This is a genomic window from Diaphorobacter sp. JS3050 (assembly GCF_013154915.1).
Lineage (GTDB): Bacteria > Pseudomonadota > Gammaproteobacteria > Burkholderiales > Burkholderiaceae_C > Diaphorobacter > Diaphorobacter nitroreducens.
Genome location: NZ_CP053553.1, coordinates 238,933 through 264,293 on the forward strand (window position 1 = coordinate 238,933; position 25,361 = coordinate 264,293).

26 protein-coding genes and 4 pseudogenes are annotated in these 25,361 nt (G+C 68.3%); 19 read left to right on the forward strand and 11 right to left on the reverse strand.

Translation table 11 applies throughout. From position 1 onward, the window contains the following. The first annotated feature begins 1 nt into the window (after position 1). A complete protein-coding gene (locus tag HND92_RS01060) occupies positions 2 to 988 on the forward strand; it encodes a glycosyltransferase family 32 protein (protein ID WP_172205383.1) in 987 nt (328 codons plus the stop codon). A 68-nt stretch (positions 989 to 1,056) separates the two neighbouring features. Here HND92_RS01060 and HND92_RS01065 read toward each other — a convergent pair whose 3' ends face one another. Continuing rightward, positions 1,057 to 2,121 (reverse strand): nitronate monooxygenase family protein, encoded by a 1,065-nt coding sequence (locus tag HND92_RS01065; protein WP_172205402.1) that lies wholly within the window; start codon positions 2,119 to 2,121, stop codon positions 1,057 to 1,059. A 4-nt stretch (positions 2,122 to 2,125) separates the two neighbouring features. Continuing rightward, positions 2,126 to 3,028, reverse strand: a complete 903-nt coding sequence (locus tag HND92_RS01070) for a LysR family transcriptional regulator (protein ID WP_172205405.1) — start codon at positions 3,026 to 3,028, stop codon at positions 2,126 to 2,128. Between the two features lie 79 nt (positions 3,029 to 3,107). Between HND92_RS01070 and HND92_RS01075 the strand changes: the two genes are divergently transcribed. After that, positions 3,108 to 4,376: a YbfB/YjiJ family MFS transporter gene (locus tag HND92_RS01075; RefSeq protein WP_172205408.1), complete on the forward strand. Its 1,269-nt coding sequence runs from the start codon at positions 3,108 to 3,110 to the stop codon at positions 4,374 to 4,376. Positions 4,377 to 4,383: 7 nt separating this feature from the next. Here HND92_RS01075 and HND92_RS01080 read toward each other — a convergent pair. From HND92_RS01080 to HND92_RS01095, 4 genes and pseudogenes are all read right to left on the reverse strand, one after another. After that, positions 4,384 to 5,112, reverse strand: a pseudogene (locus tag HND92_RS01080) (MOSC domain-containing protein). Beyond that, a complete protein-coding gene (locus HND92_RS01085; protein WP_172205411.1) occupies positions 5,109 to 5,672 on the reverse strand; it encodes a redoxin domain-containing protein in 564 nt (187 codons plus the stop codon). The pseudogene HND92_RS01080 and the gene HND92_RS01085 overlap by 4 nt, the downstream one beginning before the upstream one ends. Before the next feature lie 84 nt (positions 5,673 to 5,756). Beyond that, positions 5,757 to 6,983: an ATP-binding protein gene (locus HND92_RS01090; protein WP_172205414.1), complete on the reverse strand. Its 1,227-nt coding sequence runs from the start codon at positions 6,981 to 6,983 to the stop codon at positions 5,757 to 5,759. A gap of 180 nt (positions 6,984 to 7,163) precedes the next feature. Next, positions 7,164 to 7,880 carry a response regulator transcription factor gene (locus tag HND92_RS01095; protein WP_172205417.1) on the reverse strand — a complete coding sequence of 239 codons (717 nt, stop codon included), beginning with the start codon at positions 7,878 to 7,880 and terminating at the stop codon, positions 7,164 to 7,166. Positions 7,881 to 8,083: 203 nt separating this feature from the next. On the opposite strand from HND92_RS01095, the gene HND92_RS01100 reads away from it, so the two are divergent. Genes HND92_RS01100 through HND92_RS19240 form a run of 6 tightly spaced genes read left to right on the forward strand, consistent with a single transcriptional unit; the run spans position 8,084 to position 11,913 of the window. Beyond that, positions 8,084 to 8,725 (forward strand): N-6 DNA methylase, encoded by a 642-nt coding sequence (locus HND92_RS01100; RefSeq protein ID WP_011803664.1) that lies wholly within the window; start codon positions 8,084 to 8,086, stop codon positions 8,723 to 8,725. After that, on the forward strand, positions 8,722 to 9,588 hold the full coding sequence (dinD, locus tag HND92_RS01105) for a DNA damage-inducible protein D (protein ID WP_011803665.1): 867 nt from the start codon (positions 8,722 to 8,724) through the stop codon (positions 9,586 to 9,588). The genes HND92_RS01100 and dinD overlap by 4 nt, the downstream gene beginning before the upstream one ends. A 7-nt stretch (positions 9,589 to 9,595) precedes the next feature. Continuing rightward, a complete protein-coding gene (locus tag HND92_RS19225; protein ID WP_253940083.1) occupies positions 9,596 to 10,240 on the forward strand; it encodes an Eco57I restriction-modification methylase domain-containing protein in 645 nt (214 codons plus the stop codon). After that, complete coding sequence (locus tag HND92_RS19230) at positions 10,237 to 11,073, forward strand: Eco57I restriction-modification methylase domain-containing protein (protein ID WP_253940084.1); 837 nt, start codon at positions 10,237 to 10,239, stop codon at positions 11,071 to 11,073. Before HND92_RS19225 ends, HND92_RS19230 begins: the two co-directional genes overlap by 4 nt. Next, positions 10,989 to 11,477 (forward strand): hypothetical protein, encoded by a 489-nt coding sequence (locus HND92_RS19235; protein ID WP_253940085.1) that lies wholly within the window; start codon positions 10,989 to 10,991, stop codon positions 11,475 to 11,477. The genes HND92_RS19230 and HND92_RS19235 overlap by 85 nt, the downstream gene beginning before the upstream one ends. Continuing rightward, a complete protein-coding gene (locus tag HND92_RS19240; protein ID WP_253940086.1) occupies positions 11,422 to 11,913 on the forward strand; it encodes a hypothetical protein in 492 nt (163 codons plus the stop codon). The genes HND92_RS19235 and HND92_RS19240 overlap by 56 nt, the downstream gene beginning before the upstream one ends. Before the next feature lie 37 nt (positions 11,914 to 11,950). On the opposite strand, the gene HND92_RS01120 is transcribed toward HND92_RS19240, so the two are convergent. After that, a complete protein-coding gene (locus HND92_RS01120) occupies positions 11,951 to 13,285 on the reverse strand; it encodes an MFS transporter (RefSeq protein ID WP_172205420.1) in 1,335 nt (444 codons plus the stop codon). Between the two features lie 61 nt (positions 13,286 to 13,346). On the opposite strand from HND92_RS01120, the gene HND92_RS01125 reads away from it, so the two are divergent. The 4 genes and pseudogenes from HND92_RS01125 (at position 13,347) to HND92_RS01140 (ending at position 16,461) form a co-directional block, all read left to right on the forward strand. Then, the gene (locus HND92_RS01125; protein WP_011803669.1) at positions 13,347 to 14,048 is read left to right on the forward strand and encodes a helix-turn-helix domain-containing protein; all 702 of its coding nucleotides are present in this window, start codon (positions 13,347 to 13,349) and stop codon (positions 14,046 to 14,048) included. Positions 14,049 to 14,146: 98 nt separating this feature from the next. Continuing rightward, positions 14,147 to 15,050: pseudogene (locus tag HND92_RS01130) on the forward strand (DMT family transporter). Between the two features lie 114 nt (positions 15,051 to 15,164). Continuing rightward, complete coding sequence (locus HND92_RS01135; RefSeq protein ID WP_012655318.1) at positions 15,165 to 15,500, forward strand: hypothetical protein; 336 nt, start codon at positions 15,165 to 15,167, stop codon at positions 15,498 to 15,500. An 85-nt stretch (positions 15,501 to 15,585) separates the two neighbouring features. Next, on the forward strand, positions 15,586 to 16,461 hold the full coding sequence (locus HND92_RS01140; protein WP_253940134.1) for a M48 family metallopeptidase: 876 nt from the start codon (positions 15,586 to 15,588) through the stop codon (positions 16,459 to 16,461). 27 nt (positions 16,462 to 16,488) lie between these two features. Here HND92_RS01140 and HND92_RS01145 read toward each other — a convergent pair whose 3' ends face one another. From HND92_RS01145 to HND92_RS01155, 3 genes are all read right to left on the reverse strand, one after another. Further along, on the reverse strand, positions 16,489 to 17,031 hold the full coding sequence (locus tag HND92_RS01145) for a hypothetical protein (RefSeq protein WP_216662901.1): 543 nt from the start codon (positions 17,029 to 17,031) through the stop codon (positions 16,489 to 16,491). Between the two features lie 79 nt (positions 17,032 to 17,110). Next, positions 17,111 to 17,749 (reverse strand): MBL fold metallo-hydrolase, encoded by a 639-nt coding sequence (locus HND92_RS01150; RefSeq protein WP_172205423.1) that lies wholly within the window; start codon positions 17,747 to 17,749, stop codon positions 17,111 to 17,113. Positions 17,750 to 17,951: 202 nt separating this feature from the next. Next, the gene (locus HND92_RS01155) at positions 17,952 to 18,650 is read right to left on the reverse strand and encodes a GntR family transcriptional regulator (protein WP_172205426.1); all 699 of its coding nucleotides are present in this window, start codon (positions 18,648 to 18,650) and stop codon (positions 17,952 to 17,954) included. A 124-nt stretch (positions 18,651 to 18,774) separates the two neighbouring features. Between HND92_RS01155 and HND92_RS01160 the strand changes: the two genes are divergently transcribed. The 5 genes and pseudogenes from HND92_RS01160 (at position 18,775) to HND92_RS01180 (ending at position 22,955) form a co-directional block, all read left to right on the forward strand. Beyond that, complete coding sequence (locus HND92_RS01160) at positions 18,775 to 19,965, forward strand: acyl-CoA dehydrogenase family protein (RefSeq protein ID WP_172205429.1); 1,191 nt, start codon at positions 18,775 to 18,777, stop codon at positions 19,963 to 19,965. Beyond that, positions 19,962 to 20,384, forward strand: a pseudogene (locus HND92_RS01165) (SDR family NAD(P)-dependent oxidoreductase); the annotation flags it as partial. The gene HND92_RS01160 and the pseudogene HND92_RS01165, both read left to right, overlap by 4 nt. A gap of 204 nt (positions 20,385 to 20,588) precedes the next feature. Next, the gene (locus HND92_RS01170) at positions 20,589 to 21,551 is read left to right on the forward strand and encodes an IS110 family transposase (RefSeq protein WP_011804582.1); all 963 of its coding nucleotides are present in this window, start codon (positions 20,589 to 20,591) and stop codon (positions 21,549 to 21,551) included. 10 nt (positions 21,552 to 21,561) lie between these two features. After that, positions 21,562 to 21,918: pseudogene (locus HND92_RS01175) on the forward strand (SDR family NAD(P)-dependent oxidoreductase); the annotation flags it as partial. Then, positions 21,915 to 22,955: a phosphotransferase gene (locus tag HND92_RS01180; RefSeq protein WP_172205431.1), complete on the forward strand. Its 1,041-nt coding sequence runs from the start codon at positions 21,915 to 21,917 to the stop codon at positions 22,953 to 22,955. The pseudogene HND92_RS01175 and the gene HND92_RS01180, both read left to right, overlap by 4 nt. Before the next feature lie 104 nt (positions 22,956 to 23,059). Here the strand turns inward: HND92_RS01180 and HND92_RS01185 are convergent, their stop codons facing one another. Next, on the reverse strand, positions 23,060 to 23,863 hold the full coding sequence (locus HND92_RS01185) for an exodeoxyribonuclease III (RefSeq protein WP_011803699.1): 804 nt from the start codon (positions 23,861 to 23,863) through the stop codon (positions 23,060 to 23,062). A gap of 10 nt (positions 23,864 to 23,873) precedes the next feature. On the opposite strand from HND92_RS01185, the gene pyrE reads away from it, so the two are divergent. Together pyrE and HND92_RS01195 are read left to right on the forward strand one after the other, a co-directional pair. After that, positions 23,874 to 24,584: an orotate phosphoribosyltransferase gene (pyrE, locus tag HND92_RS01190; RefSeq protein WP_172205434.1), complete on the forward strand. Its 711-nt coding sequence runs from the start codon at positions 23,874 to 23,876 to the stop codon at positions 24,582 to 24,584. Positions 24,585 to 24,649: 65 nt separating this feature from the next. Next, on the forward strand, positions 24,650 to 25,333 hold the full coding sequence (locus tag HND92_RS01195; protein ID WP_172205436.1) for a DUF4124 domain-containing protein: 684 nt from the start codon (positions 24,650 to 24,652) through the stop codon (positions 25,331 to 25,333). The last annotated feature ends 28 nt before the right edge of the window (positions 25,334 to 25,361 follow it).

Genomic DNA, 25,361 nt, shown 5'->3' on the forward strand with positions numbered 1-25,361 from the left:
CATGTCGCATGCGCCATCCTCCACCCACTGGAAGCACCGGGGCGAACTGTGGCTGGCGGGCTGGCTGAAGCGCTGGTACCGCCTGCGCCCGCGCGACCTGGAGCCCGCCCCGGCACCCGTGTTCACGCTGCACGCCACGGGCACCGCAGCCGCAGCGCCGGCCGCGCGCACGGCCATTCCCCGCATTCTCTGGAGCTACTGGCAGGGCGGCACACCGCCGCTGCTGGTGCAGCGCTGCTTCGACCACTGGCGGCGCCTGCATCCGCATTTCGAGATCCGCATCCTGGACGAGCGTGGCGTGCTGCGGTACCTGCCGGCCATCCCTGCTGCCCTCGACGGCGCATCGGCGGCCAAGCGTGCCGACTGGATCCGCCTGGAGCTGCTGCGCCGCCACGGCGGCATCTGGCTGGACGCGAGCACCATCCTCACCCAGCCGCTGGACTGGGTTCTGCAGGAGCAGGCGCGCACGGGTGCCGACTTCGTGGGCTACTACCTGCAGCAGTACACCAGTGTCCCGGACCGGCCGGTGGTGGAGAACTGGTTCATGGCCGCGCCGCCCGGCAGCCCCTTCATCGAGGATCTGCAGCGTGAATTCACGCAGGAGGTCATCGCCCGCACCGGCGAGCAGTACATCGCCCACCTGCAGGCCCAGGGCCTGTACACGCAGGCGCTGCAGCGCATCGACATGCCCGCCTACCTGACCATGCACCTGGCGCTGCAGGTGATCCTGCTGCGCGGCGGCAGCTACCGACTGGGCCTGTCCCCGGCGGAGTCGGGGCCGTACTTCCTGCACGTGCAGGGCCGCTGGCGCCGCGCTGCGCTCAAGCTGCGGCTGCTGTTCATGCGTGCGCGCGGGCCGCTGCCGCCGCTGATCAAACTGCGTTCGCCCGACCGCCGGCGGCTGGACGACTACCTGACGCAGGGCCTGTACCTGCCGGACAGCGTGGCGGGGCAGTGGCTGGATGGGGATCGCCCCGCCCTCCGATAATTCTCTGCTTTGCTATATATTAAATAGCTGCTGGCGCTTGATGGGAAAGCGCTAGAGCCCCAAAAGGCTTAAACCTTCAGGCGCCGCAGTGCGGCCTGCCATTCCTGCGCCAGCAGCGCCACCAGCTGCTGTGCCGGCAGCGCGCGCGCGGCGGCAACGCCCTGGCCTGCCCACAGGGACAGGTAGTCCGCGCGTCCCTGGCTGGCGGCGGCCTTGCGCAGTGGGCCGGTCAGCGCGTTCTGCACCGGGTACGCCGGCACCGTGGCCTCGTGCGGTGCCAGCCGCTGCATCAGCGTGTTGACGATGCCGCGGGCGGGCCGGCCGGAGTAGATGCGCGTGACGCGCGTGTCCGTGGCCTGTGCGTCGGCCATGGCGGCGCGCTGCGCAGGGCCGATGGCGGACTCGGGGCAGGCGAGGAAGGCCGTGCCCAACTGCACCCCCTGCGCGCCCAGCGCCTGGGCAGCCGCAATGCCGCGCCCGTCCATGATGCCGCCGGCGGCAATCACCGGGATGGAGAGCGCATCCACGCACTGCGGCACCAGCGCCAGGGTGCCGACCATGCTGGCCTCGAAGTCGCCCAGGAAGGTGCCACGGTGGCCGCCGGCCTCCATGCCGCTGGCGACCACGGCGTCCGCACCCACGGCGGCCCATGCCTGCGCCTCGGCCAGCGTGGTGGCGGTGCCGATCACGTAGCAGCCGGCCTCGTTCTGGAGGCGGCGCACCTGGGCCGCGCTCAGGATGCCGAAGGTGAAGCTGGCCACGGCGGGGCGGGCCTCCAGCAGTGCTTCGAACTGGGCGTGGAAGTCCTCGCACCAGCGCGCCGGCGCCTCGGGTGGGGGCAGGCCCAGGTCGGCGTACAGCGGCGCCAGGCGTTCGATGGCTGCCTGCACCGTGGCTGCATCGGGCGTGGGCTGCTCCAGCACGAACAGGTTCATGCCGAAGGGCTTGGCGGTGGCCGCGCGCACGGCGGCAGCGGCCTCGCGCATGGCCTGGGGCGAACGCATGCCGCAGCCCAGAAAGCCCAGGCCGCCGGCCTGGGAGACGGCGGCAGCCAACTGGGGCGTGTCCGAGCCCGTCATGGGCCCCTGGAAGAGGGGCAGGTCGATCTGCAGCCGTTGCAGCAAGGCATTCATGGGGTCAGCTCCGCAAAGAAGAATCGGGGGCGAGGACAGAGGGGGTGTCCTGGGCGCCGTGCAGCGCTGCTTGCAGCGCGGCCAGCGCGGGCGTGGCATAGCCCGTGCGGTGCACCAGCACCGTGTCGCAGGGGCCCAGCGGCACCCAGCGCAGCGCGGGCGGTGTGTGCAGCAGATCGACCACCGCCTCAGGCACCACGCCGGCGCAACGGCCCCCGGCCACGCAGGCCAGGATGGCGGGGTAGGACGCGAGCTCCAGCACCTGCGGCGCCTGTCCCGTGGCCTGGCGCATCCAGTCTTCGCCGATGCGGCGGTAGGTGCAGCCGTGCGCAAACGCGGCCAGGGTGTGCACGCGCAGGTCGGCAGGTGTTTCGACGGGGGGGTGGCTGGCCGGCAGGGCCAGCAGCAGCGATTCCGTCCAGACGGGCGTGCGCTGCACCGGGGCCTCATCGTCCAGGCCCGGCGGCGGCCAGGCCACCAGGGCGCAGTCGAGTTCGTGGGCCAATACCTGCTCCACGAGTTGGCGTGAGGGCGCGGTGCGCAGCTCCAGCACCAGCGCGGGCCAGCGCGCATGCAGTTGCGCCAGGGGCGCGGGCAGGCGCGCGGCGGCCGTGCTTTCCATGGCGCCTATGCGCAGGTGGCCGGCGGGCGCGTCCGGGTGCAGGGCCTGGCGGGCCTCCTCGGCCAGCGCCAGCAGGCGCTCGGCATAGGCCTGCAGCGTGGCGCCGGCGGGCGTGAGCAGCATGCGCCGGCCCTCGCGCAGGAACAGGGCCGCGCCCAGTTGCTCCTCCAGCTGCTGCACGCGCGTGGTCACGTTGGACTGGGCGCGGCCCAGCCGCTCGGCCGCCCGCGTCACGCTGCCCTCATGGGCCACCGTGCGAAAAATCTCCAGTGCGACCAGGTCCATGGATACGTTTGTGAGATGATTTGTTGAAAAATCATCTTATAAAAAGATTGATGGCAATCATACCGCCGGAGACCGCGCCATGGAACCACAAGCCACCCCGTCGATTGATGTGCCCGCGCCCCGCGGGCCCGCCCTGCACTGGAGCGAGCGGCCCCATGCCGTGGCCCTGGCCGGCATGCTGGCGCTGGCGGTGGCCATGGGCGTGGGACGGTTCGCGTTCACCCCGCTGCTGCCCATGATGCTGCACGACGGGGTGCTGACCCTCACCGAGGGCAGCTGGCTGGCCACGGCCAATTACGTGGGTTACCTGCTGGGGGCGCTGGCCTGCATGGCACTGCCCTGGGTGGCACCGGGCTTCTATGCGCGCTGGCATCCGGCGCGGCTGGCGCGTGCCGGGCTGGTGGCCACGGTGCTGCTCACGCTGGCGATGGCGCTGCCCGTGGCCGCCGCGTGGCCGGCGCTGCGCTTTGCGGCCGGGGCCGCCAGCGCCTTCGTGCTGCTGAACGTGGCGGCCTGGTGCATGGTGCGCCTGGCGGTGCTGGGCCGCCCGGCCATGGGCGGGCTGATCTTCTGCGGGCCGGGCGTGGGCATCGTGCTCACGGGGCTGGCCGCCAGCGCGATGGTGGCCGCGCAGTGGCGTGCGGCCTCGGGCTGGGTGGTCTTCGGGGTGCTCTCGGTGCTGCTGTGCGTGGGCGTGTGGCCCGTGGTGCGCGGCCGCGCGGTCAAGGCCGACCCCGGTGCCCAGCCCCGCGCGGCCGCGCAGGCGGGAAACGCCGGCACCCTGGCGGCGCGCGGCGTGCACGCCGTGGCGTACGGCCTGGCGGGGCTGGGCTACATCGTGACCGCCACCTTCCTGCCCGTGATCGCGCGTGCCGCGCTGCCCTCCGGTTCACCCTGGCCCGACCTTTTCTGGCCGATGTTCGGCGCGGGCGTGGCCGTGGGCGCGGCGCTCAGCACGCGCGCGCCCAGCGCCTGGGACCGGCGCTGGCTGCTGCTGGCGGCGTATGCGCTGCAGGCGCTGGGCATCGTGCTGGGGCTGCTCTGGCCCACGCCGGCGGGCTTTGCACTCAGCAGCGCGTTGGTGGGCCTGCCGTTCACGGCCATCACCTTCTACGGCCTGCAGGAGGCGCGGCGCCTGTGGCCGCAGTCTGCCGACAGCTTTGCCAGCCTGGTCACGGCCGTCTACGGCCTGGGCCAGATCGCGGGTCCGCCGCTGGTGGCGTGGCTGCTCGCGCACGCCGATGCCGGCCAGGGCTTTGCCCGCGGGCTGGCGCTGGCGGCGGCGGCACTGGTGGCCGGCGCGGCGATGTACGGCTGGTCGGCCTGGCGCTGGCCGCAGCGCGCCTGACAGGCCGTCAGTGCTGCCCTTGCAGGCGCGCGTCCCAGGCCTCGCTCTGTCCGCTGTCCAGGCGCCGCTGGAACAGCCGCTGCCATGACGGCGGCAGCGGCAGAGCGAGGATTTCGCGCAGCGTGGCGGGCGTGCAATCGCGCCGGTCGATCACCTCCAGCAGCCGTGCGATGGGCCACGCGGGCTGCGGCCGCGCGAGCAGCCAGACGGTGTCGCCCGCCTGCACCGTCCCGGGTTGCAGAACGCGCAGATACCAACCCGCGCGCAGGCTGCGTTGCACGCGCAGCGCCATGTCGGGCACCTGGAAGCGGTCGTTCAGCTTCCAGCAGGGCTGGCGGCCCTGGCTGACCTCGAAAACGGCGCTGCCGATGCGCCACTGGTCCGCAATGCACACCTGGGCCTCCTGCACGCCGTCCAGGCTGAAGTTCTCGCCAAAGGCACCGGGCTGCGCGAGCAGCGCCTGCGCCGTGGCGTGGCCCGCCAGCTCCTCGCGCCAGGGCGTGTACTGCGGCCATGCATAGCAGTGCACGGCCTTGTCGGGGCCGCCGTGCACGCGCAGGTCGCCCTGCTAGTCACCGTCCAGTCCCTCCGCGCCTACGGCGACGGGGCCGCTGCGTGCCTGCTTGGCAATGGCGCTGCGGCTGCCGGGGCGGGTGTAGGGTTGCGCGCGGCCGGTGAGCACGGCGCGCAGCGTGCCCAGGGCCGTGGGTTGGGAAGGCAAGGGGGTCATGTTCATGGGCGGGGCTGATCGGGCAGTGGGCAGCCGCCATCGTCGCAGCCCGTGGCGGGCACGGCCGCCGGGGCGGCTGGCGTGGGTTCCGCCAGCAGCCGGCCCAGCAGCGCGCCCAGCCGCAGATCGTCCAGATGGCCGAAGTGGTGCAGGCGCACGCGGCCCTGCGGGTCCAGCACCACCAGGCTGGGCGTTCCGCTGAGCGACAGGCTCTGCATGGTCCGTGGAATGCTGCGCGGCGCATCGGGCTGGTCCAGACCGATGGGAAAGCGCAGCCGGTATTCGTGGATGAAGGCCTGCAGCACCTCTGGCGTGCCCTGCACGGCGTGGTGCTCGAACACCGTGTGCAGGCCGATCACGACGAGTTGATCCGGCGCAAACGCCTCATGCACGCGCCGCGCCTGCGGGATGCCGTGCTCCACGCAGCCAGGGCACAGCATCTGAAAAGCGTGCAGCACCACCACACGCCCGCGCAGGCTGTCCAGCGTGAGCGGCGCGGGGGTGTTGAACCAGTGCGCCACCTGCAGCGGCGGCGCAGGCGCAAAGAAGGGCGCGGCGGCGGTCATGGGCAGGCCTTGCGGAACGGGAAAAGCGCCACCCTACAACATGGGCGAATGTGCCTGCTGAGGCAAGGGCGTGTGCGCCGACGCTCAGCGCGTGACCGGCAGGCGCAGCGTGAAGCAGGCGCCTGCCGCGCCATCGGGCCGGTCCTCGCACACCACGCTGCCCCCATGGCGCGCCGCGATGGAGCGCACCAGCGCCAGGCCCAGGCCCACACCGCCCGAGCGTTCGCTGGCGCCCGGCAGGCGGTAGAAGGGCTCGAAGATGCGTTCGCGCTGCGCGGGCGGCACGCCCGGGCCGTGGTCGCACACGCGCAGCACGGCGTCGTGCCCTTCGCGCGTGAGGGTGAGGGTGATCTCGCCCTGGCTGTAGCGCCGCGCGTTCTCCAGCAGGTTGCGCACGGCGCGGCGCAGCAGCTTGGACACGCCCGGCACTTCGACGGGCGCCGTCATGGCGTCTGCACCATCGCCGGATCCCACGTGCAGTTCGGCGTCCACGCGCACGCATTCCTCCACGGCCAGGCCCACCAGGTCCACGGGCTCGACCGTGCCCACATCGGCGGCGCCGGAATCCAGGCGGCTGGCCAGCAGGATCTCGTCCACCAACTGGTCCAGTTCGGCGATGTTGCGTTCAATCTCGGCGCGGAATGCAGGGGAGGGCGTGCCGCCCTGCATCAGCTCCAGCCCCATGCGGATGCGCGTGAGCGGCGAGCGCAACTCGTGCGAGGCATTCGCCAGCAGCGATTTGTGCGACTGCACCAGCGTCTCGATGCGCGCGGCGGCGGCGTTGAACTGGCGCGCCAGCGCCGCCACCTCGTCATGGCCCTGCTCGGCCACGCGCACCGACAGGTCGCCCTCGCCGAAGCGTTGCACGCTGCGCTGCAGTTGCTCCAGCCGCTGCATCAGCCGGCGGATGATGGGGAACACCCCCACGGTCACGGCAATGCCCACCAGCGCGAGCATCCACAGAAAGCCGAAGGGCGGGCGGAACCACGCGGCGGGACCGCGCTCGTCGGGGCGCGGGCGGGGCGTGCGCGGGGACAGGTGCATCTCGTACACCTCGCCCGTGGCGCTTTCGATGCGGTAGAGCACGCCCTCGCCAGGCTCGCGCCGCTGGCGCAGGCCCACGCCATCGACCAGCGTGCGCCCCTGCGCGTCGGTGATGCGCACCTCGCGCGAGGGCGGCTGCAACTGGCTTTGCTCGGCCGCCCAGCGCCAGGCCATGCCGATGGCGAAAGCAAACACCAGTACGCCGCCCACCACGGCCAGCCAGATGCGCAGGTACAGGCGACGGGAGAAGGGGCTGATCAGGGACATCTCCATCAGCCTTTCACTGCGTGTTGCGCGGCCCGCGACGTATGAAACTGGCGCGACCCAGGCCAGGGCAGCCGAGCAAGGGCCGCCCCGCAGCGAGGGCTGCGTCCCCCTGCCCGCAGCGCGCAGCGGTGCGAGAGCGGGGGGAAGACGCGAAGCGTCTCAGGGGGGTGTCGCTTCATCTCAGTCCTGCTGCTTGGCGAAGACATAGCCCACGCCGCGCACGGTGAGGATGCGGCGCGGGTTCTTGGGGTCGGCCTCGATGGCCGCGCGGATGCGGCCCATGTGCACGTCGATGGAGCGGTCGAACGCCTCCAGCTCGCGCCCGCGCACGGCCTCCATGATCTGGTCGCGCGTCAGCACGCGGCCTGCGCGCTCGGCCATGGTGACCAGCAGGTCGAACTGGTACGAGGTCAGGTCGCAGGGCCGACCGGCCACGGTGACGGTACGCGCATCGCGGTCGATCTCCAGCGAGCCGAAGCGCAGCACATGGGTGACCGGCTGGGCACCGGCCTCGCGCCGGCGCAAGAGGGCGCGGATGCGCGCCAGCAGCTCGCGCGGCTCGAAGGGCTTGGGCAGGTAGTCGTCGGCGCCGATCTCCAGGCCGATCACGCGGTCCATCGGGTCGCCCTTGGCGGTCAGCATCAGCACCGGCACCTGGGCCGCGGCGCCCGGCAGCGCGCGGATGCGCCGGCACACCTCCAGGCCGTCGATGTCGGGCAGCATCAGGTCCAGGATCACCAGGTCGGGCAGTTGTCCGCCCTCGGGCGCCTGCAGCCGCGCCAGGCCGCTGGCGCCGTCGGCCATGTGCGTGACCTGCAGCCCGGACTGGCCGAGGTACTCGCCCACCATCTGCGCGAGGCGGTGGTCGTCTTCGATCATCAGCAGTTGCGAGCTCATGCGGTGCCTTTCAGTGCTGCCATGTTCACCGGGCGCCATCTACCGCGGTTGAAGCATGGGTAAAGTTGGGTAAACCGGTTTGGTATGATTTTGATAGCTGTCAGCGCTTATGTATCAAGCGCTGGAGGCCTTTTTGGCTCTATGCGCCAGCGGCACTAGTCGCGGGTCGGGTAGCCCGCACATTCTGCGATAACCTTGGCGCCATGAGCCTCGTCAAATCCAAACAACGCGTCGCCGACCACGGCGAAGTCTTCACCCCGCCGTGGATGGTCGAGGCCATGCTCGATCTGGTGAAGGATGAGGCCGAGCGCATCGACGCGCGCTTTCTGGAACCCGCCTGCGGCAGCGGCAACTTCATCGTGCAAATCCTGCGGCGCAAGCTCGCTGCGGTGGAGCGCAAATACGGCAAATCTGACTTCGAGCGGCGGCATTACGCCCTGCTGGGGCTGATGTGCATCTACGGCATCGAGTTGCTGGCCGACAACATCGCCGAGTGCCGCGCCAACGTGCTGGAGGTCTTTGCCGACTACCTCCAGCTGGACGAGGCTGATGACCTGTACCGGGCGGCCTTGTATGTACTGTTACAAAACCTGGTGCATGGCGACGCGCTGACCATGCGCGACCACCACGGCCAGGCCATCACCTTTGCCGAATGGGGCTACCTGGGCAAAGGCAAGTACCAGCGGCGCGACTTTAGGTTTGACGCACTCACCGGCGCGTCAAAGTTCAGTGAAGAGGGCTCGCTCTTTGCCGACCTGGGCAAGCACGAAATCTTTACCCCGGTCACCATCCACCCGCCCATGACCGTGGGCGAACTGGCAGCCCTGCCAAAAGACAGCATATGACTGACACCATCGTTCCCCAGCTCACCGCACGCTTTGACGAACTCAGCCAGCGCCTGCCCGATGACGGCATCGAGTTCTGGTTTGCCCGCGACCTGATGGAGCCCCTGGGCTACGCCCGCTGGGAGAACTTCACCACGGCCATCCATCGGGCCATAGAGTCTTGCAAATCAACGGGTTACAAAGAATCTGACCATTTTCGTGGCGTCACGAAAATGGTCACCCTGGGCAGTGGCGCCCAGCGCCCTGTGGAAGACTTCATGCTCACCCGCTATGCCTGCTACCTGATCGCCCAAAACGGCGACCCGCGCAAGCAGGCGATTGCCTTTGCCCAAAGTTACTTTGCGGTGCAAACACGCAAGCAAGAGCTGATTGAAGACCGCATGCGCCTGCAAGCCCGGCTGGAGGCGCGCGACCGCCTGCGCGAATCGGAAAAAGCGCTGTCGCAAAACATCTACGAACGCGGCGTGGACGATGCCGGTTTTGGCCGTATCCGTGCCCAGGGGGATGCGGCGCTGTTTGGCGGCCACACCACGCAGATGATGAAAGAGAAATACGGCATCGTGCAGACGCGCCCGCTGGCTGACTTTTTGCCCACGCTGACCATTGCAGCCAAGAATCTGGCCACCGAAATGACCAACCACAACGTGCAGCAAGCCAACTTGCTGGGCGAGCGCTCCATCACACATGAGCATGTGCAGAACAACCAGAGCGTGCGCGTCATGCTGGGTCAGCGTGGGATTGCGCCCGAGCAGTTGCCGGCAGAAGAAGACATCAAGAAGCTGGAACGCCGGGTGAAAGCCGAGGACAAGAAAATCGAAAAGCAATCGGGCAAGCTGCCAGGGCCTGAGGGCCAGAACGTATGAGCACCGCATGAGCATCACCCTGCAAGCCCCCTTCGCCCTGCATGGCCGCAACCCCGATGTGCTGACCTGCATTGCCAATCTGTCGAACGACGAGGTTTTCACACCCCCAGAACTGGCCGGTCGAATGCTGGACTTGCTGGCCAATGCCTGGGCTGCCGACCACGGTGGCGCAAGCCTATGGGCGGATAAAACCGTGCGTTTTTTGGACCCCTTCACCAAATCGGGCGTGTTTCTGCGCGAAATCACCAGCCGCCTGACCGCGGGGCTGGCGCAAGAAATCCCCGACTTGCCAACGCGCGTAAACCACATCCTGACGCAGCAGGTGTTTGGCATTGCCATCACGCGCCTGACCAGTTTGCTGGCGCGGCGCAGCGTGTATTGCTCCAAATACGCCAACAGCGCGCATTCCATCGCCCATGGCTTTGCCAACAAGATGGGCAACATTTGGTTTGAGCGCACTGAACACACCTGGGTGCAGGGCAAATGCAGGTTTTGTGGCGCTAGCCAAAAAGCGTTAGACCGTGGTGAGGAAAAGGAAACGCACGCCTACGCTTTTATTCATACCGACAACATCAAAACTCGAATAGCCGAGTTATTTGGAGCAGACATGCAATTCGACGTGATCATTGTGGCAACCCGCCGTACCAGTTGAGCGATGGCGGTTATGGCTCTAGCGCCGCGCCCATTTACCAGTTGTTTGTAGAAAAGGCCTTGGAACTAGATCCGCACTACGCGGTGTTTGTGACGCCATCGCGCTGGATGGCGGGCGGCAAAGGTCTGGATGGTTTCAGGGCAAAGATGCTTTCTGATAAGCACCTGCGCAACATCGTGGACTTTCCCAAACTGTACGAAGGCTTTCCGGGCGTAAAGATTCGCGGCGGTGTTTCCTACTTCTTGTGGGATCGCCAGCACAGCGGGCCGTGCTCTGTGCAGACGATGTGGAACGGACAGCCCACAGGCCCAGCGGTTGCGCGCCATTTGGATGCGTATGACATCTTGGTGCGGCGCAATGAGGCGGTGCCAATCTTGGAGAAGGTGCTCACAAAAGACAAGGCAACCCTGAGCAATCGAGTTTCCAGCCAAAAGCCCTTCGGACTGCGAACCTTTTTCCATGGAAAACCCAAACCTGATGGCCTCAAAAACCCGATCAAGCTGTTCGGCTCTCAAAAGGTAACCTGGGTCGAGCGTTCAGACGTTCCAACGAACACGGCCTGGATAGACAAGTGGAAAGTTTTGATGACTCGGGTTCAGGGAACCAGTGCGGCCATCGAAACCAAATTTCTGAGCAAGCCCATCATTGCCGAGCCTGGGACGGCCTGCACGGAGAGTTACATCGTTGCCGGGCATTTCGAGTCCGAAGCCGAGGCGATCCCAGGCAGGCCGACCCCGACAGGCCGCTGGTGTATTTCGGCTCGTTTCAAGACCTGTTGGGGCGCGATGCGGCAGGCAATATCAAAGCCCGTAACGAGTGGCTGCACACGCTGAACTGGGATGTGGTGGTGTTTGACGAATATCACTTTGGCGCGTGGCGCGACACGGCCAAAGAGCTGTTCGAGGGCGAAGACGATGCCAGCGTCAAAAAAGAAAAAGAGCTGGAGGGCGTGCTGGAGCAGGTGAACGAAGAGTTGGGTATGCGCGCCACGCTGGAAACCGACTTTTTGCCCATCACCACGCGGGCCTACTTGTACCTGTCGGGCACACCGTTCAAAGCGCTGGCTACGGGCGAGTTCATTGAGGAGCAAATCTTCAACTGGACTTATACCGACGAGCAGCGTGCCAAAGCTGCATTTGCCCAAGCGCACCCTGCGCCGCATCCTGGACAACCCCGAGGCGATGGCCGCCGTGGAGCGCATCGAGGGCTGGCGCGCGCTGGGCGACAACGTCATTGAAACCATCATCAACAAGAGCGAGAAGGTCAAAGCCCTGAAGCAAAAAGCCAAGGACGAGGAGCTGTCAGCGCGGGAGAAAAAAGAGCTTTCGGCGGAAGAGAAGGAATACAGATCCAAACGCAAGCTGGTGCAGGAAAAACTGATCAAGTTTGCGACGCGCATCCCGGCGTTCATGTACCTGACGGATTTCCGTGAGAACACCTTGCAGGACGTGATCACCAAGCTGGAGCCAGAGCTGTTTTTGACGGTGACGGGCCTGACGGTGCAAGACTTTCATCTGCTGGTGCAGCTCAAGGTATTCAACACCGAGCAGATGAACGCGGCGGTGTTTGCGTTCAGGCGCTATGAAGATGCGTCACTGCGCTACACCGGCATCGCCAGCCATCCAGGGCTGACGCACATTGGGCTGTATGACACCGTGGTGGCGATGGCCTAAAGGTGATATTGTTTTGATAGCTTTCAGCGCTTGTCTATCAAGCGCTGGAAGCCTTTTTGGCCCTGTGCGCCAGCGCCACCAGCAGCAGCACCGGCAGGCCCAGCAGGGCCGTGCTGGTAAAGAACGCGCTGTAGCCGTAGGCATCGACGAACTGGCCCGAGAAGCCCGCCAGCCATTTGGGGGCCAGCAGCATCATGGAGCTGAACAGCGCGTACTGCGTGGCCGAGTACTGCACGTTGGTCAGGCTGGACAGGTAGGCGATGAACGCCGCCGAGGCGATGCCGCCGGCCAGGTTGTCGGCGCTGACCACGGCCACCAGCGCGGTCAGGTCGTGGCCATGCCCGGACAGCCAGGCAAACAGCAGGTTGGTCAGCGCGCTGAGCACCGCGCCCAGCATCAGCACGCGCATCACGCCCAGGCGCATGGACAGCACGCCGCCTACAAAGGCGCCCGCCAGCGTCATGATGACGCCGAAGACCTTGCTCACGGCGGCCACTTCGTCCTTGGTGTAGCCCATGTCCACGTAGAACGGGTTGGCCATGATGCCCATGACCACGTCGCTGATGCGGTACACGGCGATCAGCGCCAGGATCAGTGCCGCCTGCCAGCGGTAGCGCCGGATGAAGTCGGCAAAAGGCGCCACCACCGCGCCATGCAGCCACTCGCCCAGGTTGCGCGCGGGCGGCAGTGGGCGCGGCGTGGGCTCGGGCGACAGCAGCACCGTCACCACCCCCACCAGCATGGATGCGGCCATGACGAGGTAGGCCGTGGTCCAGGCGCCGGCCTGGTAGCCGCTCAGGCTGGCGTCCTCCGCGCGGGCAGCCACCCACAGCACGCCCGCGCCGGCCCAGATCATGGCCAGGCGGTAGCCCGTCTGGTAAGTGGCGGCCAGCGCGGCCTGGTGGTCGGTGTCGGCGGACTCGATGCGGAACGCATCCAGCGCAATGTCCTGCGTGGCCGAGCCAATGGCCACCAGCAGTGCGCACCACACCATGGCGTCCAGCCCCTGGCGCGGGTCGGCCAGCGCCATACCGACGAGGCCCGCGGCCACCACACCTTGCGCCAGCAGCAGCCAACTGCGCCGCCGCCCCAGCCAGCGCGTGAGCAGCGGCAGCGGCAGGCGGTCCACCAGCGGCGACCAGACCCATTTGAACGCATAGGCCAGCCCCACCCACGACAGGTAGCCGATGGTCGTGCGGTCGATGCCCGCCTCGCGCAGCCGAAAGCTCAGCGTGCCCAGTACCAGCAGCAGCGGCAGCCCGGCTGAAAAGCCCAGGGCCAGCATGCGCAGGCTCGCGGGCTCCAGGTAGACGAGCCAGGCCTGGCGCCAGGAGCGGCGGGCGGCGGCGGATGCGGGGGCGTCAGGCGGCATGGATGCGGAAAAGAGGCGCGGTCGTGAAAAAGCGAGTGCGGCGTTGCCCTAGTATTTGAGCATGGCCCGTTCCGCATCCGCGCTGCTGCACCCCGTCGCTTCGGTGCGCCACTATGGTGGCGAGCACCAGGCCCATGCGCACGCCCATGCGCAGGTGCTGTATGCGCTGCACGGGCGCATGGAGCTGGAGGTGGCCGGCCGCGCCGCCTTCGTGGACACGGCCTGCGGCATGGTGGTGCCCGCGGGCACCGAGCATGGCTATCTGGCCCGCCCGGACACGCGCATCCTGGTGATCGACGTGCCGGCGCAGGCCGCGGTGGACTGTGTGCGCCGCTTCGCCGTGCCCGCGGCGGCGCGCACCGTGCCCGAGCCCGGCGGCGCGGCCGCGCGCCTGGCGCTGCTGCTGCAGGCCCCGCGCGTGCTGGCGCGCCGCGGGCTGGACCTGGCCGCCCTGTGTGCCGCCGTGGACGCGGCCCTGCACGAGGACTGGCCCACCGCCCGCATGGCGCGGCTGTTCCACCTGAGCGCGGCGCGCTTTCACGCGCGGCTGCTGGAGCTGACGGGCGACACGCCCCAGCAGTGGCTGCGCGCGCGGCGGCTGGACCTGGCCGAGCGCGCCCTGGCACGCGGCCAGTCGCTGGAGGCCACGGCCCTGCGCTGCGGCTACGCGAGCGCCAGCGCCCTGGCCTATGCGCTGCGGCGCGAGCGGGGCCTGGGGGCGCGGGCGCTGCGGATACAAGCCAAAACAGCCTCCAGCGCTTGATGGATCAGCGCAAGCAGCTATCAATAATGAAGTAAAGCGCGCGGCACCACGCGCGTTGCTCGATAGTTGCCCTGCGGCGCGCGGGCACCATCGCGGGCATGAACACCGCATCGATTCGCAGCATCGCCATGGTGTTGCTGGCCGCCATGCTCTGGGGCACCACCGGCACGGCGCAAAGCCTGGCGCCCGCGGGGCTGTCGCCCTACTGGGTGGGCGCTTTGCGCCTGGTGATCGCCAGCGCCTTCTTCGCCCTGCTGGCCTGGCCCGCCTGGCGCGCGCGCCGCGGCGGCGGCCTGCGCTGGGGCCGGTGCTGCTGGCGGGCGCCTGCGTGGCCACGTACAACCTGAGCTTCTTCGCGGGCGTGAAGTCTGCCGGCGTGGCCCTGGGCACGGCCCTGGCCATCGGCAGCGGCCCGATCTGGGCCGGCCTGCTGCAGACCGTGGCGCAGCGGCGGCTGCCGGCCCCGTATGGTGGCTGGGCACGCTGCTGGGCGTGGCGGGCGGCGCGGCCATGGCGCTGGACGGCGGCAGCACGGTGCGCGCCCCCTGGACCGGCATCGCCCTGTGCCTGCTGGCGGGGCTGGCGTACGCCATGTATGCGCTGACCAACAAGCGCCTGGTGGCGCAGGCCGGCGCGGCCGTCGTGAACCTGGCCGTGTTCGGCATGGCGGGCCTGCTGTCGCTGCCCGTGGCGTTGCTGCTGGGCGGCGCGCCCACGGTGGCGCCGGGCGCGCTGGGCATCGTGCTGTACCTGGGCCTGGTGGCCACGGGCGTGGCCTACCTGCTGTTCAGCACGGCGCTGCGCCACATCAGCGGCGCCACCGGCGTGACGCTGGCGCTGGCCGAGCCGGTGACCGCCTTTGCGCTGGCCGTGGCGGTGGTGGGCGAGTCACCTTCCGCCATGGCCTATGGCGGGCTGGCGGCGGTGCTGGCGGGCCTGTTGCTGGTGATCTGGGCGGAACTGCGCACAACCCGGCCTGCTGTGGGCGCCGCCGCTGCCTGAGCTTGCACTTGCTGGCGTTTGTTACAGCCGGCGGTCAACCTGGCCGGGCGGGCTGCCGTTGCTGAAAGGCCAGGGCCGGCGCATCCGCGCCGGCCAGTGCGCAAAGGACAACCCATGAACCATCGCCAGCGCGCGGTCGCGGCCCTCCTGGGCCTGGCGGCCGCCTGTGCCCAAGCCGAAGTGAACGTGAGCGTGGGCATCGGCCTTCCAGGCCCCATCTATGCCGAGCCGGCCCCGGTGTATGTGGCGCCGCCACCCGCCTACGTCGTGCCCCGCCCCGTCTATGCGCCGCGCCCAGTGATGGTCGTGCCACAGCCCGTGTACGCGCCCCACTGGCGCGACGACGACGATGACCACGACGAATGGAAGAAGTGGCGCAAACGCCATCACAAGGAGCAGAAGAAGGCATACAAGCGCTGGCGCCGCGAATGGGAAGACAACGACGATTGACCCGCGCATGGTTCCTGCTGCCGTCGTGGCGCAGTGCCTGCCCGCCTACATGCAGGCGGTGACGCGCGCCGCTAGACTGCTGCCCATGAACAGCCCCACCGTCTCTGTGCCCCCGTTGCCCGTGGATGCGGGCTGCCGTTGCTGCGCCGCGCGGGGCGGCACCTGGCAGGCGCGCCGCGCCTTCGTGCTGGCGGCGGCTGGCACGCTCGTGCTGCCGGTCGCGGCGCAGGTGGAGGTGGGGTCGGCCTCGGGCATGCGCCGGCTGGTGCCGGCCGAGACGCTGGAAGACTCCGCTGTCCAGCAGTACAGCCAGTTGCTGGCGCAGGCCAAGGCCAAGCGCGCACTGGCGCCGGACAACCACCCCCAGCTGCTCAAGCTGCGCGCGATCGCGCGGCAGATCATTCCGTACGCCGCGCAGTGGAACAGCCGCGCCGCGCAGTGGCGCTGGGAGGTCAACCTGATCGGCAGCAAGCAGATCAACGCCTTCTGCATGCCCGGCGGCAAGATTGCGTTCTACACGGGCATCCTGGACCAGCTCAAGCTGACCGACGACGAGATCGCCATGGTCATGGGCCATGAGATGGCCCACGCGCTGCGCGAGCATGCGCGCTCGCGCGTGGCCAAGAGCCAGGCCACCAGCATCGGCCTGTCGCTGGGCGCGCAGCTGCTGGGCCTGGGCGACCTGGGCAATGCAGCCGCCAACCTGGGGGCGCAGCTGCTCACGCTCAAGTTCAGCCGTTCCGACGAGACCGACGCGGACCTGGTCGGCCTGGAGCTGGCCGCCCGCGCGGGCTACAACCCCCAGGCCGCCGTGAGCCTGTGGCGCAAGATGGGCGAGGCCACGGGCAACGGCGGCATCGCGTTCCTGTCCACCCACCCGTCGGGGCCCGACCGCATCCGCGAGCTGGAGCAGAACGTGCCCAAGGTGCAGGGCCTGTACCAGGCATCGCGGCGCGGGTAATGCTATTAAAAATATAGCTGTTAGCGCTTATGGAGTAAGCGCTGGAACTTTTTTTGATTCGGATTCTTTCCTGCGCACTGGCGCGGACCAGACGCTGTCCCGTGGCCCGCTGCGCACGCGCCGCGCCGTGGCGCGCGCCATCCACGCCAGCGCCAGTGCCCCCGCGAGCGCAGTGAGGTCCACGCCCAGCAGCGCGCCATCCGCCCAGGCACCGGCGCCTGGTGCCAACCAGCCCAGCAGGCTGGAGGCGGGGATGGCCAGCGTGCAGGCCACTGCCAGCCACAGCAGCGGCGCGGCCGCGCGCGCCGCGCCACGAAAGAAGGCCCAGACCACGCTGGCGAAAAACACCGCGTAATAAATGCCCACGTGCCAGGCGGCCATGTCCTGCACGCGCCCCGGCAGCCACTTGGCCGCGGCCAGGGTCAGCGACAGGCCGGCCACGCAGCCGATGCACACGCCCACCGTGGCGGCGGCCATCAGGGCCGTGTCGCGCCGCTGCTCGGGCAGGGCGCCGCTGGTGCCCACGCCGCCGGCGGGCGTCGGTAGATCCAGCGGGCCGCTCGACGCCAAGGAGCAGGTTAACTATGAGTCACAAGTGCTTGCAAAGCTTATTGGGAAAGCGCTATCAGCTACAAAATAGATAGCCAAATCACGTATTGCCCACATAAGGATTGCTGCGGCGCTCGCGCCCGAAGGTGCTCTCCGGCCCGTGCCCAGGGATAAACACCGTCTGGTCGCCCATGGGCCACAGGCGCTGGGTGATGCTGTCGATCAGTTGCTGGTGGTTGCCGCCAGGAAAGTCCGTGCGGCCGATGCTGCCCGCGAACAACACGTCGCCCACGAAGGCGCGGTCGATCTGCGGTGCATGGAACACCACGTGGCCGGGCGTGTGGCCGGGACAGTGGCGCACGTGCAATGTTTCGCGGCCGATGGTGACCGTGTCGCCGTCCTGCAGCCAGCGCGTGGGCGTGAACTGCCGCGCGGGCGGAAAGCCGAACATGGCGCTTTGCTGCGGCAACGCGTCGATCCAGTACTGGTCGCCCGTATGCGGTCCGATGATGGGCAGGGACAGCCGCTCGGCCAACTCGCCCGTACCACCGGCGTGGTCGATGTGCGCGTGCGTAAGCCAGATGGCCTTCAGTTGCAGGCCCAGGTGCTGCACTTCTGCCACCAGGGCATCCAGGTCGCCCCCGGGGTCGATGACCGCGGCGTCCATCGTTTCATCGCACCAGACGATGGAGCTGTTTTGCTGGAACGCGGTGACGGGGAGGGTGCGGTAGTGAAGCATCCGTCCATTGTCGCGGCATGCCGCTGGGGTCAACAAAAAGTGCCCCGCACAAAGCGGGGCACACTTGCTTGTGGTTGGGACGGCGCGCGGTGCTTAAAGCACCGATGAACAAGTCCCGCGCGTGGCGCGCATCTCTGTCGGGGCGCGGGCTGCCGCTGCCTGCTACCGGCCCGCTTGATGGTGGGAGCGGGAGGTGGCCGCTTCAGTCGGCGGCCAGTCCCACCGCGCCCAGGCGGCGCGCAATGGCCTCGCGCACGTTGCGCACGTGCTGCATGCCGGCTGCGTCGGCCGCGGCGGCGTCGCCCGCCAGGACGGCGTCGCACATCGCCTGGTAGTCGCGCATGCGCACCTGCTGCAGCGTGGCGGGGCGGTGCTGTGCGTACACGATCGGCATGTGGATGGAGGGCAGCAGGCGGCGCAATTCGCGGCTGCCGCTGGCGGCCAGCAGCGCGCGGTACATGCCGCGGCGCGCGCTGGCGAAGGCGTCGGCGTCCTGGCTGCGGTCGGCCTCATGCAGCTGCGCCAGGGCTGCCTGGATGGGCGCTGTGGGTGCACCGTGGGCGATGCCGCGCGCCGCGCTGCGCGCGAGCAGGCCGGTCATGCGCTCGGCCACGTCCAGCACCTCCAGCGTTTCCTGGGGCGAGAGAGTGCGTATGGCAGCCCCCTTGTTGCGAAACAGGTCCACCAGTCCCTGGGCCGCCAGGCGCTGGAGCGCCTCGCGCACCGACGCGCGGCTGACGCCGAACTGCGCGGCCAGATCCACCTCGACCAGCCGCTGCCCGGGCACCAGGCGCTGCTGCGCCAGCCCCTGCACGATGCCGTGGAACACCGCGTCGGCGGCGGTCACGGGGGCGATTTCGGGAGCGTCGTCAGCGGGCTCGGGCGGCAGGGTGGGCAACATGGGCGGGCGGCAGGAGGGAGGACAAACATTATCACAGCGTGACAGGGCTTGTTTTCAATATTGTCTGACAATATCATCTGCAACGCGCCAGGCGTTCTGGCGCTTCATTTCAAAGAGGCCCTGCATGGACTTTTCCCTCTCCCCCGAGCTGCTCGCCTTGCGCGACAAGGTGCGGCAATTCATCGCCGAACAGGTGATTCCGCTGGAAAACGACGGGCGCCAGTCGCACCACGGCCCCGATGAGGCGCTGCGCAACGAGCTGGTGTCGCGTGCCAGGGCGGCCGGGCTGCTCACGCCCCACGCCTCGCGCGACATGGGCGGGCTGGGGCTGTCGCATGTCGCCAAGGCCGTGGTGTTTGAAGAGGCGGGCTACTCCTGGCTGGGCCCCACGGCGCTCAACATCCATGCGCCGGACGAAGGCAACATCCACCTGATGGAAGAGGTGGCCACGCCCGCGCAAAAAGAGCGCTGGCTGCGCGGCCAGGTGGCGGGGCAGTGGCGCTCATGCTTTGCCATGACCGAGCCCGCGCCCGGCGCCGGGGCCGATCCGTCCATGCTGGCCACCACGGCGGTGCGCGACGGTGACGACTACGTGATCAACGGCCGCAAATGGTTCATCACCGGCGCCGAAGGCGCGCACTACGCCATCATCATGGCGCGCATGGAGGACCGATCAGCCACCATGTTCCTGACCGACATGGGCCGGCCCGGCATCGTGCTGGAGCGCAACATGGACGCCATGGACAGTTGTTTCACCGGCGGCCACGGCGTGCTGCGCTTTGACAACCTGCGCGTGCCCGCAGCCGATGTGCTGGGCGAGGTGGGCAAGGGCTTTCGCTACGCCCAGGTGCGCCTGGCGCCCGCGCGCCTCACGCACTGCATGCGCTGGCTGGGCCAGGCACGCCGCGCGCACGACACGGCGCTGGCATACGCCCGCAAGCGCCACGCCTTCGGCAAGCCGCTGGCCGAGCACGAGGGCGTAGGCTACATGCTGGCCGACAACGACATGGACCTGCACACCGCGCGCCTGCACATCTGGCACACCGCATGGATGCTGGACCAAGGCGAGAAGTGCAACTTCGAATCGAGCCGCGCCAAGGTGGTGTGTTCCGAGGCTGAGTGGCGCGTGGTGGACCGCAGCGTGCAGATCCTGGGCGGGCAGGGCGTGACGGGCGAGACGCCGGTGATGCGCATCTTCACCGACATGCGGGCCTTTCGTATCTACGACGGCCCGAGCGAGGTGCACCGCTGGAGCATGGCGCGCAAGCTCGTGCACATGGCCGAGAAGGCCGCCGCAGCCAAGGAGGTGGCATGAGCGATGCATTGACGCCCTTTCGCCTGGACGGCCGCGTGGTGCTGGTCACCGGCGCATCGAGTGGCCTGGGCCAGCATTTCGCGCGGCTGCTGGCTTCGGTGGGCGCTCGCATAGCCGTCGCCGCGCGCCGGGCCGACAAGCTGCAGGGCGTGGTGGATGACATCGCCGCCGCGGGCGGCGAGGCGCGGGCGTTCACGCTGGACGTGACGGACGCCGCCAGCGTGCGCGCGTGCCTGGACGCCGTGGGCGCCTGGGGCGTGCCCGATGTGGTCATCAACAACGCGGGCGTCACGGTGACGCGCCCGCTGCTGGAGCAGACCGAAGAAGACTTCGACCAGGTGCTGGACACCAACCTCAAGGGCTGCTGGCTGGTGGCCACCGAGGCCGCCCGCCGCATGGTGGTGGCGGGCAAGGGCGGCTTGTATCTTTAAACCAGACCAGCGCGGTAGAGTCTGAACGCCGTTGAGGCGGCCAGACCGGCCCGTGCAGTTTGGTAGGCGCTGGGGTGATAGAGCCCGTGACTGAGTACAGAACGCATGGCCGCCGCGCTGGTCTTCGTGAAGCCCGAACGGTTACGCGCGCCTTGATTGAGCGCGCATGCACAAGCAAGGGATCTGAAGATCATGTCTGTTACCTCTGTGACGGTGGGCATCGACGTGGCCAAGGCGCACGTGGATGTCTGTGTGCTGGGTGCCAAGAGCAGCGCCCAGCGGTTTGACAACGATGCCGAAGGCCACTCGGCGCTGGCGGCTGCCCTGCAGCCCCTGGACGTGGGTCTGGTGGTGATGGAGGCCACCGGCGGCTACGAGGCCGCGTTAGCGTGTGCCCTGCAGGCCACAGGCCTGCCCGTGGCGGTCATCAACCCGCGCCAGGCGCGCGACTTCGCCAAATCCATGGGACGCCTGGCCAAGACCGACGCGGTGGATGCGCGCACGCTGGCCGAGCTGGCAGCGGTGCTGCTGCGCCGCGACGATCTGCAGCGCTTCTTGCGCCCCCTGGCCGATGAGCGCCAGCAGTGGCTCGCGGCCCTGGTCACGCGCAGGCGCCAGTTGCTGACCATGCTCCATTCGGAGCGCCAACGGCTGCAGATCACGCCCAAGAAGCTGCACGCCAGCATCGAGGCCATCGAGGCGGCGATCAAGGCGCAGCTCGATGAGATCGAAGAGCAGATGGTCACGCATGTGCGCGAGCACTTTGGGGAGCTCGACACGCTGCTGCAGTCGGCTGCGGGAGTCGGCCCGGTGGCCAGTGCCACGATGATTGCCGAGCTGCCAGAGCTGGGCCGGCTGAACCGGCGCGAGATCGCTGCATTGGTGGGCGTGGCGCCCATGGCCAATGACTCCGGCGGCAGCAAGGGCAGGCGGCGCGTACAAGGCGGGCGCTTCGAGATCCGCCGCGTGCTGTACATGGCAACGCTCACGGCCACCCGCTACAACCCGGCCATCAAGGCCTTCTACGAGCGTCTGAAGGCCGCTGGCAAGTTGCCCAAGGTCGCCCTGGTCGCTTGCATGCGCAAGTTGCTCACCACGCTCAACGCCATGGTGCGCACTGGAAAACCTTGGGACAAGTCGCTTCATTGCGCTTGACTTCGAAGACGGTTACTCAGTCGTCAACGTGGCGTCCATATTGGGCGAGCGCGTGGCGGGCGGCGTGGCACCCTATGCCATATCGAAAGCCGGCGTGATCCAGGCCACCAAGGCCATGGCGCTGGAGCTGGCGCGCCACCGCATCCGCGTGAACGCGCTGCTGCCCGGCTATGTGGTGACCGACCTCAATCGCGACTTTCTGGCCAGCGAGGCGGGCGACAAGCTGCGCAGCCGCATCCCCAGCCGCCGCTTTGGCGAGCTGAGCGACCTGGACGGCCCGCTGCTGCTGCTGGCCAGCGATGCGGGCGCCGCCATGTCCGGCGCCACCGTGGCCGTGGACGGCGCGCACCTGGTGAGTTCGCTATGACCGGCGCAGTGACCCATCTGCCGCTGGACGCCCTGGGCGACTACCTGCGCGCGCAGGGCCTGGCGGGCGCGGGCCCGCTGACCGCAACGGTGCTGGCGGGCGGACAATCCAACCCCACCTTTCGCATCACCACGGCGGAAGGCCGCAATTACGTGCTGCGCAAGAAGCCCCCGGGGGCGCTGATCGCATCGGCCCACGCCATCGACCGCGAGTACCGCGTGATGCGCGCGCTGCAGGACACGGCCGTGCCCGTGCCGCGCATGCTGGCCTATTGCGACGATGCGGCGCTGCTGGGCACGCCGTTCTACGTGATGGAGTTTCTGCAGGGCCGCGTGCTCATGGACCAGTCGCTGCCCGGCGTGGAACCGGCCGAGCGCACCGCCATCTACCGCGAGATGAACCGCGTGATCGCCGCGCTGCACGCCGTGGACTACGCCGCCGTGGGCCTGGCCGACTACGGCAAACCTGGCAACTACGTGGGCCGCCAGGTCGCGCGCTGGTCGCGCCAGTGCCGCGAGGCCACGGTGCCCGTCACGCCGGCGATGGAGCGGCTCATGGACTGGTTGCCCCAGCACCTGCCGCAGGACGACGAGACCACGCTGGTGCATGGCGACTACCGCCTGGACAACCTCGTGTTCCACCCCAGCGAGCCGCGCGTGATCGGCGTGCTGGACTGGGAGCTGTCCACGCTGGGCCACCCGCTGGCCGACCTGGCCTACCAGTGCATGGCCTGGCGCATCCCGCCCACCCTGTGGCGCGGCATCGGCGGGCTCGATCTCGCGGCGCTGGGCATCCCTCAGGAAAGCGAGTACGTGGGCTGGTACGAGCAGGCCACCGGACGCCAGGCGGCGGAGCACTGGGATTTCTACCTGGCCTACAACCTGTTCCGCATGGCGGCCATCCTGCACGGCATCGCCCAGCGGGCGCAGGACGGCAATGCCGCGGCCGCCGACGCGGTGGAGACGGGCGCCAAGGCCGGACCGCTGGCCGAACTGGGGTGGGAGGCGGCGCAGCGTTACATGGCCGGGCGCCAGTAAGCAGGTCGCTATGAAAATAGAAGCTGTTCGCGCTGGATATGTAAGCTTTTCCATGCGAAAGCGCGTGGAAAACGCCGAACACCCGGCGCGAATAGCTCCTGAATTCAGAGCGACAGCTCGTACCCCACGGTGATGGGCGCGTGGTCGCTGAACTTCTGCGCCTTGTAGATTTCCTCGGTACGCGCGAGCGCCGCGATGGCGGGCGTCGCCAGGTGGTAGTCCAGGCGCCACCCCACGTTGTTGGCATAGGCCTGGCCACGGTTGCTCCACCACGTGTAGCAAGCGTCCGTGGTCTCCGGCTGTAACTGACGGTAAACGTCCACCAGCCCGCCCGCGGGGTCAGAGATGTGCAACAACTTTGTCATCCAGGCGCGCTCCTCGGGTAAAAAGCCGCTGTTCTTCTGGTTGCTGCGCCAGTTCTTCAGGTCGATCTGCTGGTGGGCAATGTTGATGTCGCCGCACAGGATGAACTCCCGCTCGGCCTTCAGCCGCATGAGGTGCGGATGGAATTCCTCCAGGAAGCGGAACTTGGCCAACTGGCGCTCCTCGCCCGAGGAGCCGCTGGGGAAGTAGGCGCTGATGATGGACAGGCGCCGCGCGGGCGTGTCAAAGCGCAGTTCCACGTAGCGCCCCTCGGTGTCGAACTCGCTGGAGCCGTAGCCGATGACCACGTCGCTGGGCTCGTGGCGCGCATAGATGCCCACGCCGGAGTAGCCCTTCTTCACCGCAAAATGAAAGTAGCCCTTCAGGCCGGCCAGCTCCTCGAAACGCCCCTGCATGTCCGCAGACTGGGCCTTGATTTCCTGTACGCAAATACAATCCGGCCGGCTTTGGGCAATCCATGCCTCGACCCCTTTGGACGTGGCCGAGCGGATGCCGTTGAGGTTGAGACTGGTTAATTTGAACAAGGATGCATCCATGGTGACAGACAGCGCGCAGACGGTGGAACAAGGGGCGAGCCAAGCCCGCCTGGCGCAGGATTTCGTGCGGTTTGCTGTGGATTCAGGGGTGCTGCGCTTTGGTGAATTCAAGACCAAGGCAGGCCGCATGAGCCCGTATTTCTTCAACGCCGGTCTGTTCGACGACGGCGCCAAGCTCGGACGGCTGGCGCAATTCTATGCACAAGCCCTGCTGGCCAGCGGCGTGGAGTTCGACATGGTCTTCGGCCCCGCCTACAAAGGCATTCCGCTGGCCGCCACGGTGGCGGTGGAACTGGCGCGCCTGGGCAAGAACGTCCCCTTTGCCTACAACCGCAAAGAGGCCAAGGACCATGGCGAGGGCGGCACGCTGGTGGGCGCGCCGCTGCAGGGCAAGGTGCTCATCATCGACGACGTGATGAGCGCCGGCACCGCCGCGCGCGAGTCCATCGCGCTGATCCGCGCCGCGGGTGCCACGCCGCATGCGATTGCGATCGCCCTCGACCGCCAGGAGAAGGCCACCGAGAATGGACAGGACGTGGACCACAGCGCCGTGCAGTACGTGCGCCGTGAACTGGGCATGCAGGTTTGCGCTATCGCCAAGCTGGCAGACTTATTGCAATACCTATCGGCGGGTGGCGGCGATGCGCAGATGCGCGAGCACCACGAGCGGGTGCTGGCCTATCGCCAGCGCTACGGCGTGAACGACTGAAAACAACGGCAGCAGCCAGGAGGGCAGGGGTTTTGAAAGCAGGCACACGACACGCGGGCTGGTTCATGGCAGGTATGACCGCCGCAGCGCTGGGCCTGTTGTCCCCGGTCGCCTGGGCGCAGCCGAAGCCGCCGCAAGAGGTGTACACCTGCATCGACAAAACCGGCAGGCGCATCACCGCCGACCGCCCCATCGCCGACTGCGTGGACCGTGAGCAGCGCATCCTGGACCACACCGGTGCCGAGCGGCGCCGCATCGGCCCCACGCTGACCGAACACGAGCGTGCCGCGTTGGAAGTGCAGCGCCGCAAGGAGGCGCAGGAGCGCGCGCGCATTGCCGAAGAGCGCCGCCGCGAGCGCGTGCTGATGGCGCGCTACCCCGACGAGGCGGCCCACCAGGTTGAGCGCGAGGCCGCCCTCGTGCAGGTGGACGAGGTCATGGCCGTAGCACGCAAGCGCATCCAGGAACTGCAGGTCGAGCGCAAGCGCATTGACGGCGAGATGGAGTTCTACCGCCGCGACCCGCTCAAGGCGCCGATGAAGCTGCAGCGCCAGATCGCCGAGAACGATGAGGCCGTGGCCGAGCAGCAGCGCTTTTTGACCGCGCAGGACCAGGAAAAGCGCCGCATCCACCAGCGCTTCGACGCCGAACTGGCCCAGCTGCGCCAGTTATGGGCGGCCCAGCGCGCGGCGGCGTCGCAACTGGTGCCGCCGCAGTCCACGCTCGTATCGCCCGGCGCCTCGCGCTGAGACGGCACACAAAAAAAGGCTCCACCGG

Bases quoted from the DNA above. Each gene is read 5' to 3' on its own strand.
- HND92_RS01140 (WP_253940134.1), top strand. From the start codon at position 15,586: ATGAACAGCCCCACCGTCTCTGTGCCCCCGTTGCCCGTGGATGCGGGC.
- pyrE (WP_172205434.1), top strand. From the start codon at position 23,874: ATGGTGACAGACAGCGCGCAGACGGTGGAACAAGGGGCGAGCCAAGCC.
- HND92_RS01195 (WP_172205436.1), top strand. From the start codon at position 24,650: ATGGCAGGTATGACCGCCGCAGCGCTGGGCCTGTTGTCCCCGGTCGCC.
- HND92_RS01060 (WP_172205383.1), top strand. From the start codon at position 2: ATGTCGCATGCGCCATCCTCCACCCACTGGAAGCACCGGGGCGAACTG.
- HND92_RS01070 (WP_172205405.1), bottom strand. From the start codon at position 3,028: ATGGACCTGGTCGCACTGGAGATTTTTCGCACGGTGGCCCATGAGGGC.
- HND92_RS01150 (WP_172205423.1), bottom strand. From the start codon at position 17,749: ATGCTTCACTACCGCACCCTCCCCGTCACCGCGTTCCAGCAAAACAGC.
- HND92_RS01155 (WP_172205426.1), bottom strand. From the start codon at position 18,650: ATGTTGCCCACCCTGCCGCCCGAGCCCGCTGACGACGCTCCCGAAATC.
- HND92_RS01090 (WP_172205414.1), bottom strand. From the start codon at position 6,983: ATGTCCCTGATCAGCCCCTTCTCCCGTCGCCTGTACCTGCGCATCTGG.
- HND92_RS01075 (WP_172205408.1), top strand. From the start codon at position 3,108: ATGGAACCACAAGCCACCCCGTCGATTGATGTGCCCGCGCCCCGCGGG.
- HND92_RS01180 (WP_172205431.1), top strand. From the start codon at position 21,915: ATGACCGGCGCAGTGACCCATCTGCCGCTGGACGCCCTGGGCGACTAC.
- HND92_RS01065 (WP_172205402.1), bottom strand. From the start codon at position 2,121: ATGAATGCCTTGCTGCAACGGCTGCAGATCGACCTGCCCCTCTTCCAG.
- HND92_RS01085 (WP_172205411.1), bottom strand. From the start codon at position 5,672: ATGACCGCCGCCGCGCCCTTCTTTGCGCCTGCGCCGCCGCTGCAGGTG.
- HND92_RS01095 (WP_172205417.1), bottom strand. From the start codon at position 7,880: ATGAGCTCGCAACTGCTGATGATCGAAGACGACCACCGCCTCGCGCAG.
- HND92_RS01170 (WP_011804582.1), top strand. From the start codon at position 20,589: ATGTCTGTTACCTCTGTGACGGTGGGCATCGACGTGGCCAAGGCGCAC.
- HND92_RS19225 (WP_253940083.1), top strand. From the start codon at position 9,596: ATGAGCATCACCCTGCAAGCCCCCTTCGCCCTGCATGGCCGCAACCCC.
- HND92_RS01160 (WP_172205429.1), top strand. From the start codon at position 18,775: ATGGACTTTTCCCTCTCCCCCGAGCTGCTCGCCTTGCGCGACAAGGTG.
- dinD (WP_011803665.1), top strand. From the start codon at position 8,722: ATGACTGACACCATCGTTCCCCAGCTCACCGCACGCTTTGACGAACTC.
- HND92_RS01100 (WP_011803664.1), top strand. From the start codon at position 8,084: ATGAGCCTCGTCAAATCCAAACAACGCGTCGCCGACCACGGCGAAGTC.
- HND92_RS01135 (WP_012655318.1), top strand. From the start codon at position 15,165: ATGAACCATCGCCAGCGCGCGGTCGCGGCCCTCCTGGGCCTGGCGGCC.
- HND92_RS19240 (WP_253940086.1), top strand. From the start codon at position 11,422: ATGGCCGCCGTGGAGCGCATCGAGGGCTGGCGCGCGCTGGGCGACAAC.
- HND92_RS01125 (WP_011803669.1), top strand. From the start codon at position 13,347: ATGGCCCGTTCCGCATCCGCGCTGCTGCACCCCGTCGCTTCGGTGCGC.
- HND92_RS01120 (WP_172205420.1), bottom strand. From the start codon at position 13,285: ATGCCGCCTGACGCCCCCGCATCCGCCGCCGCCCGCCGCTCCTGGCGC.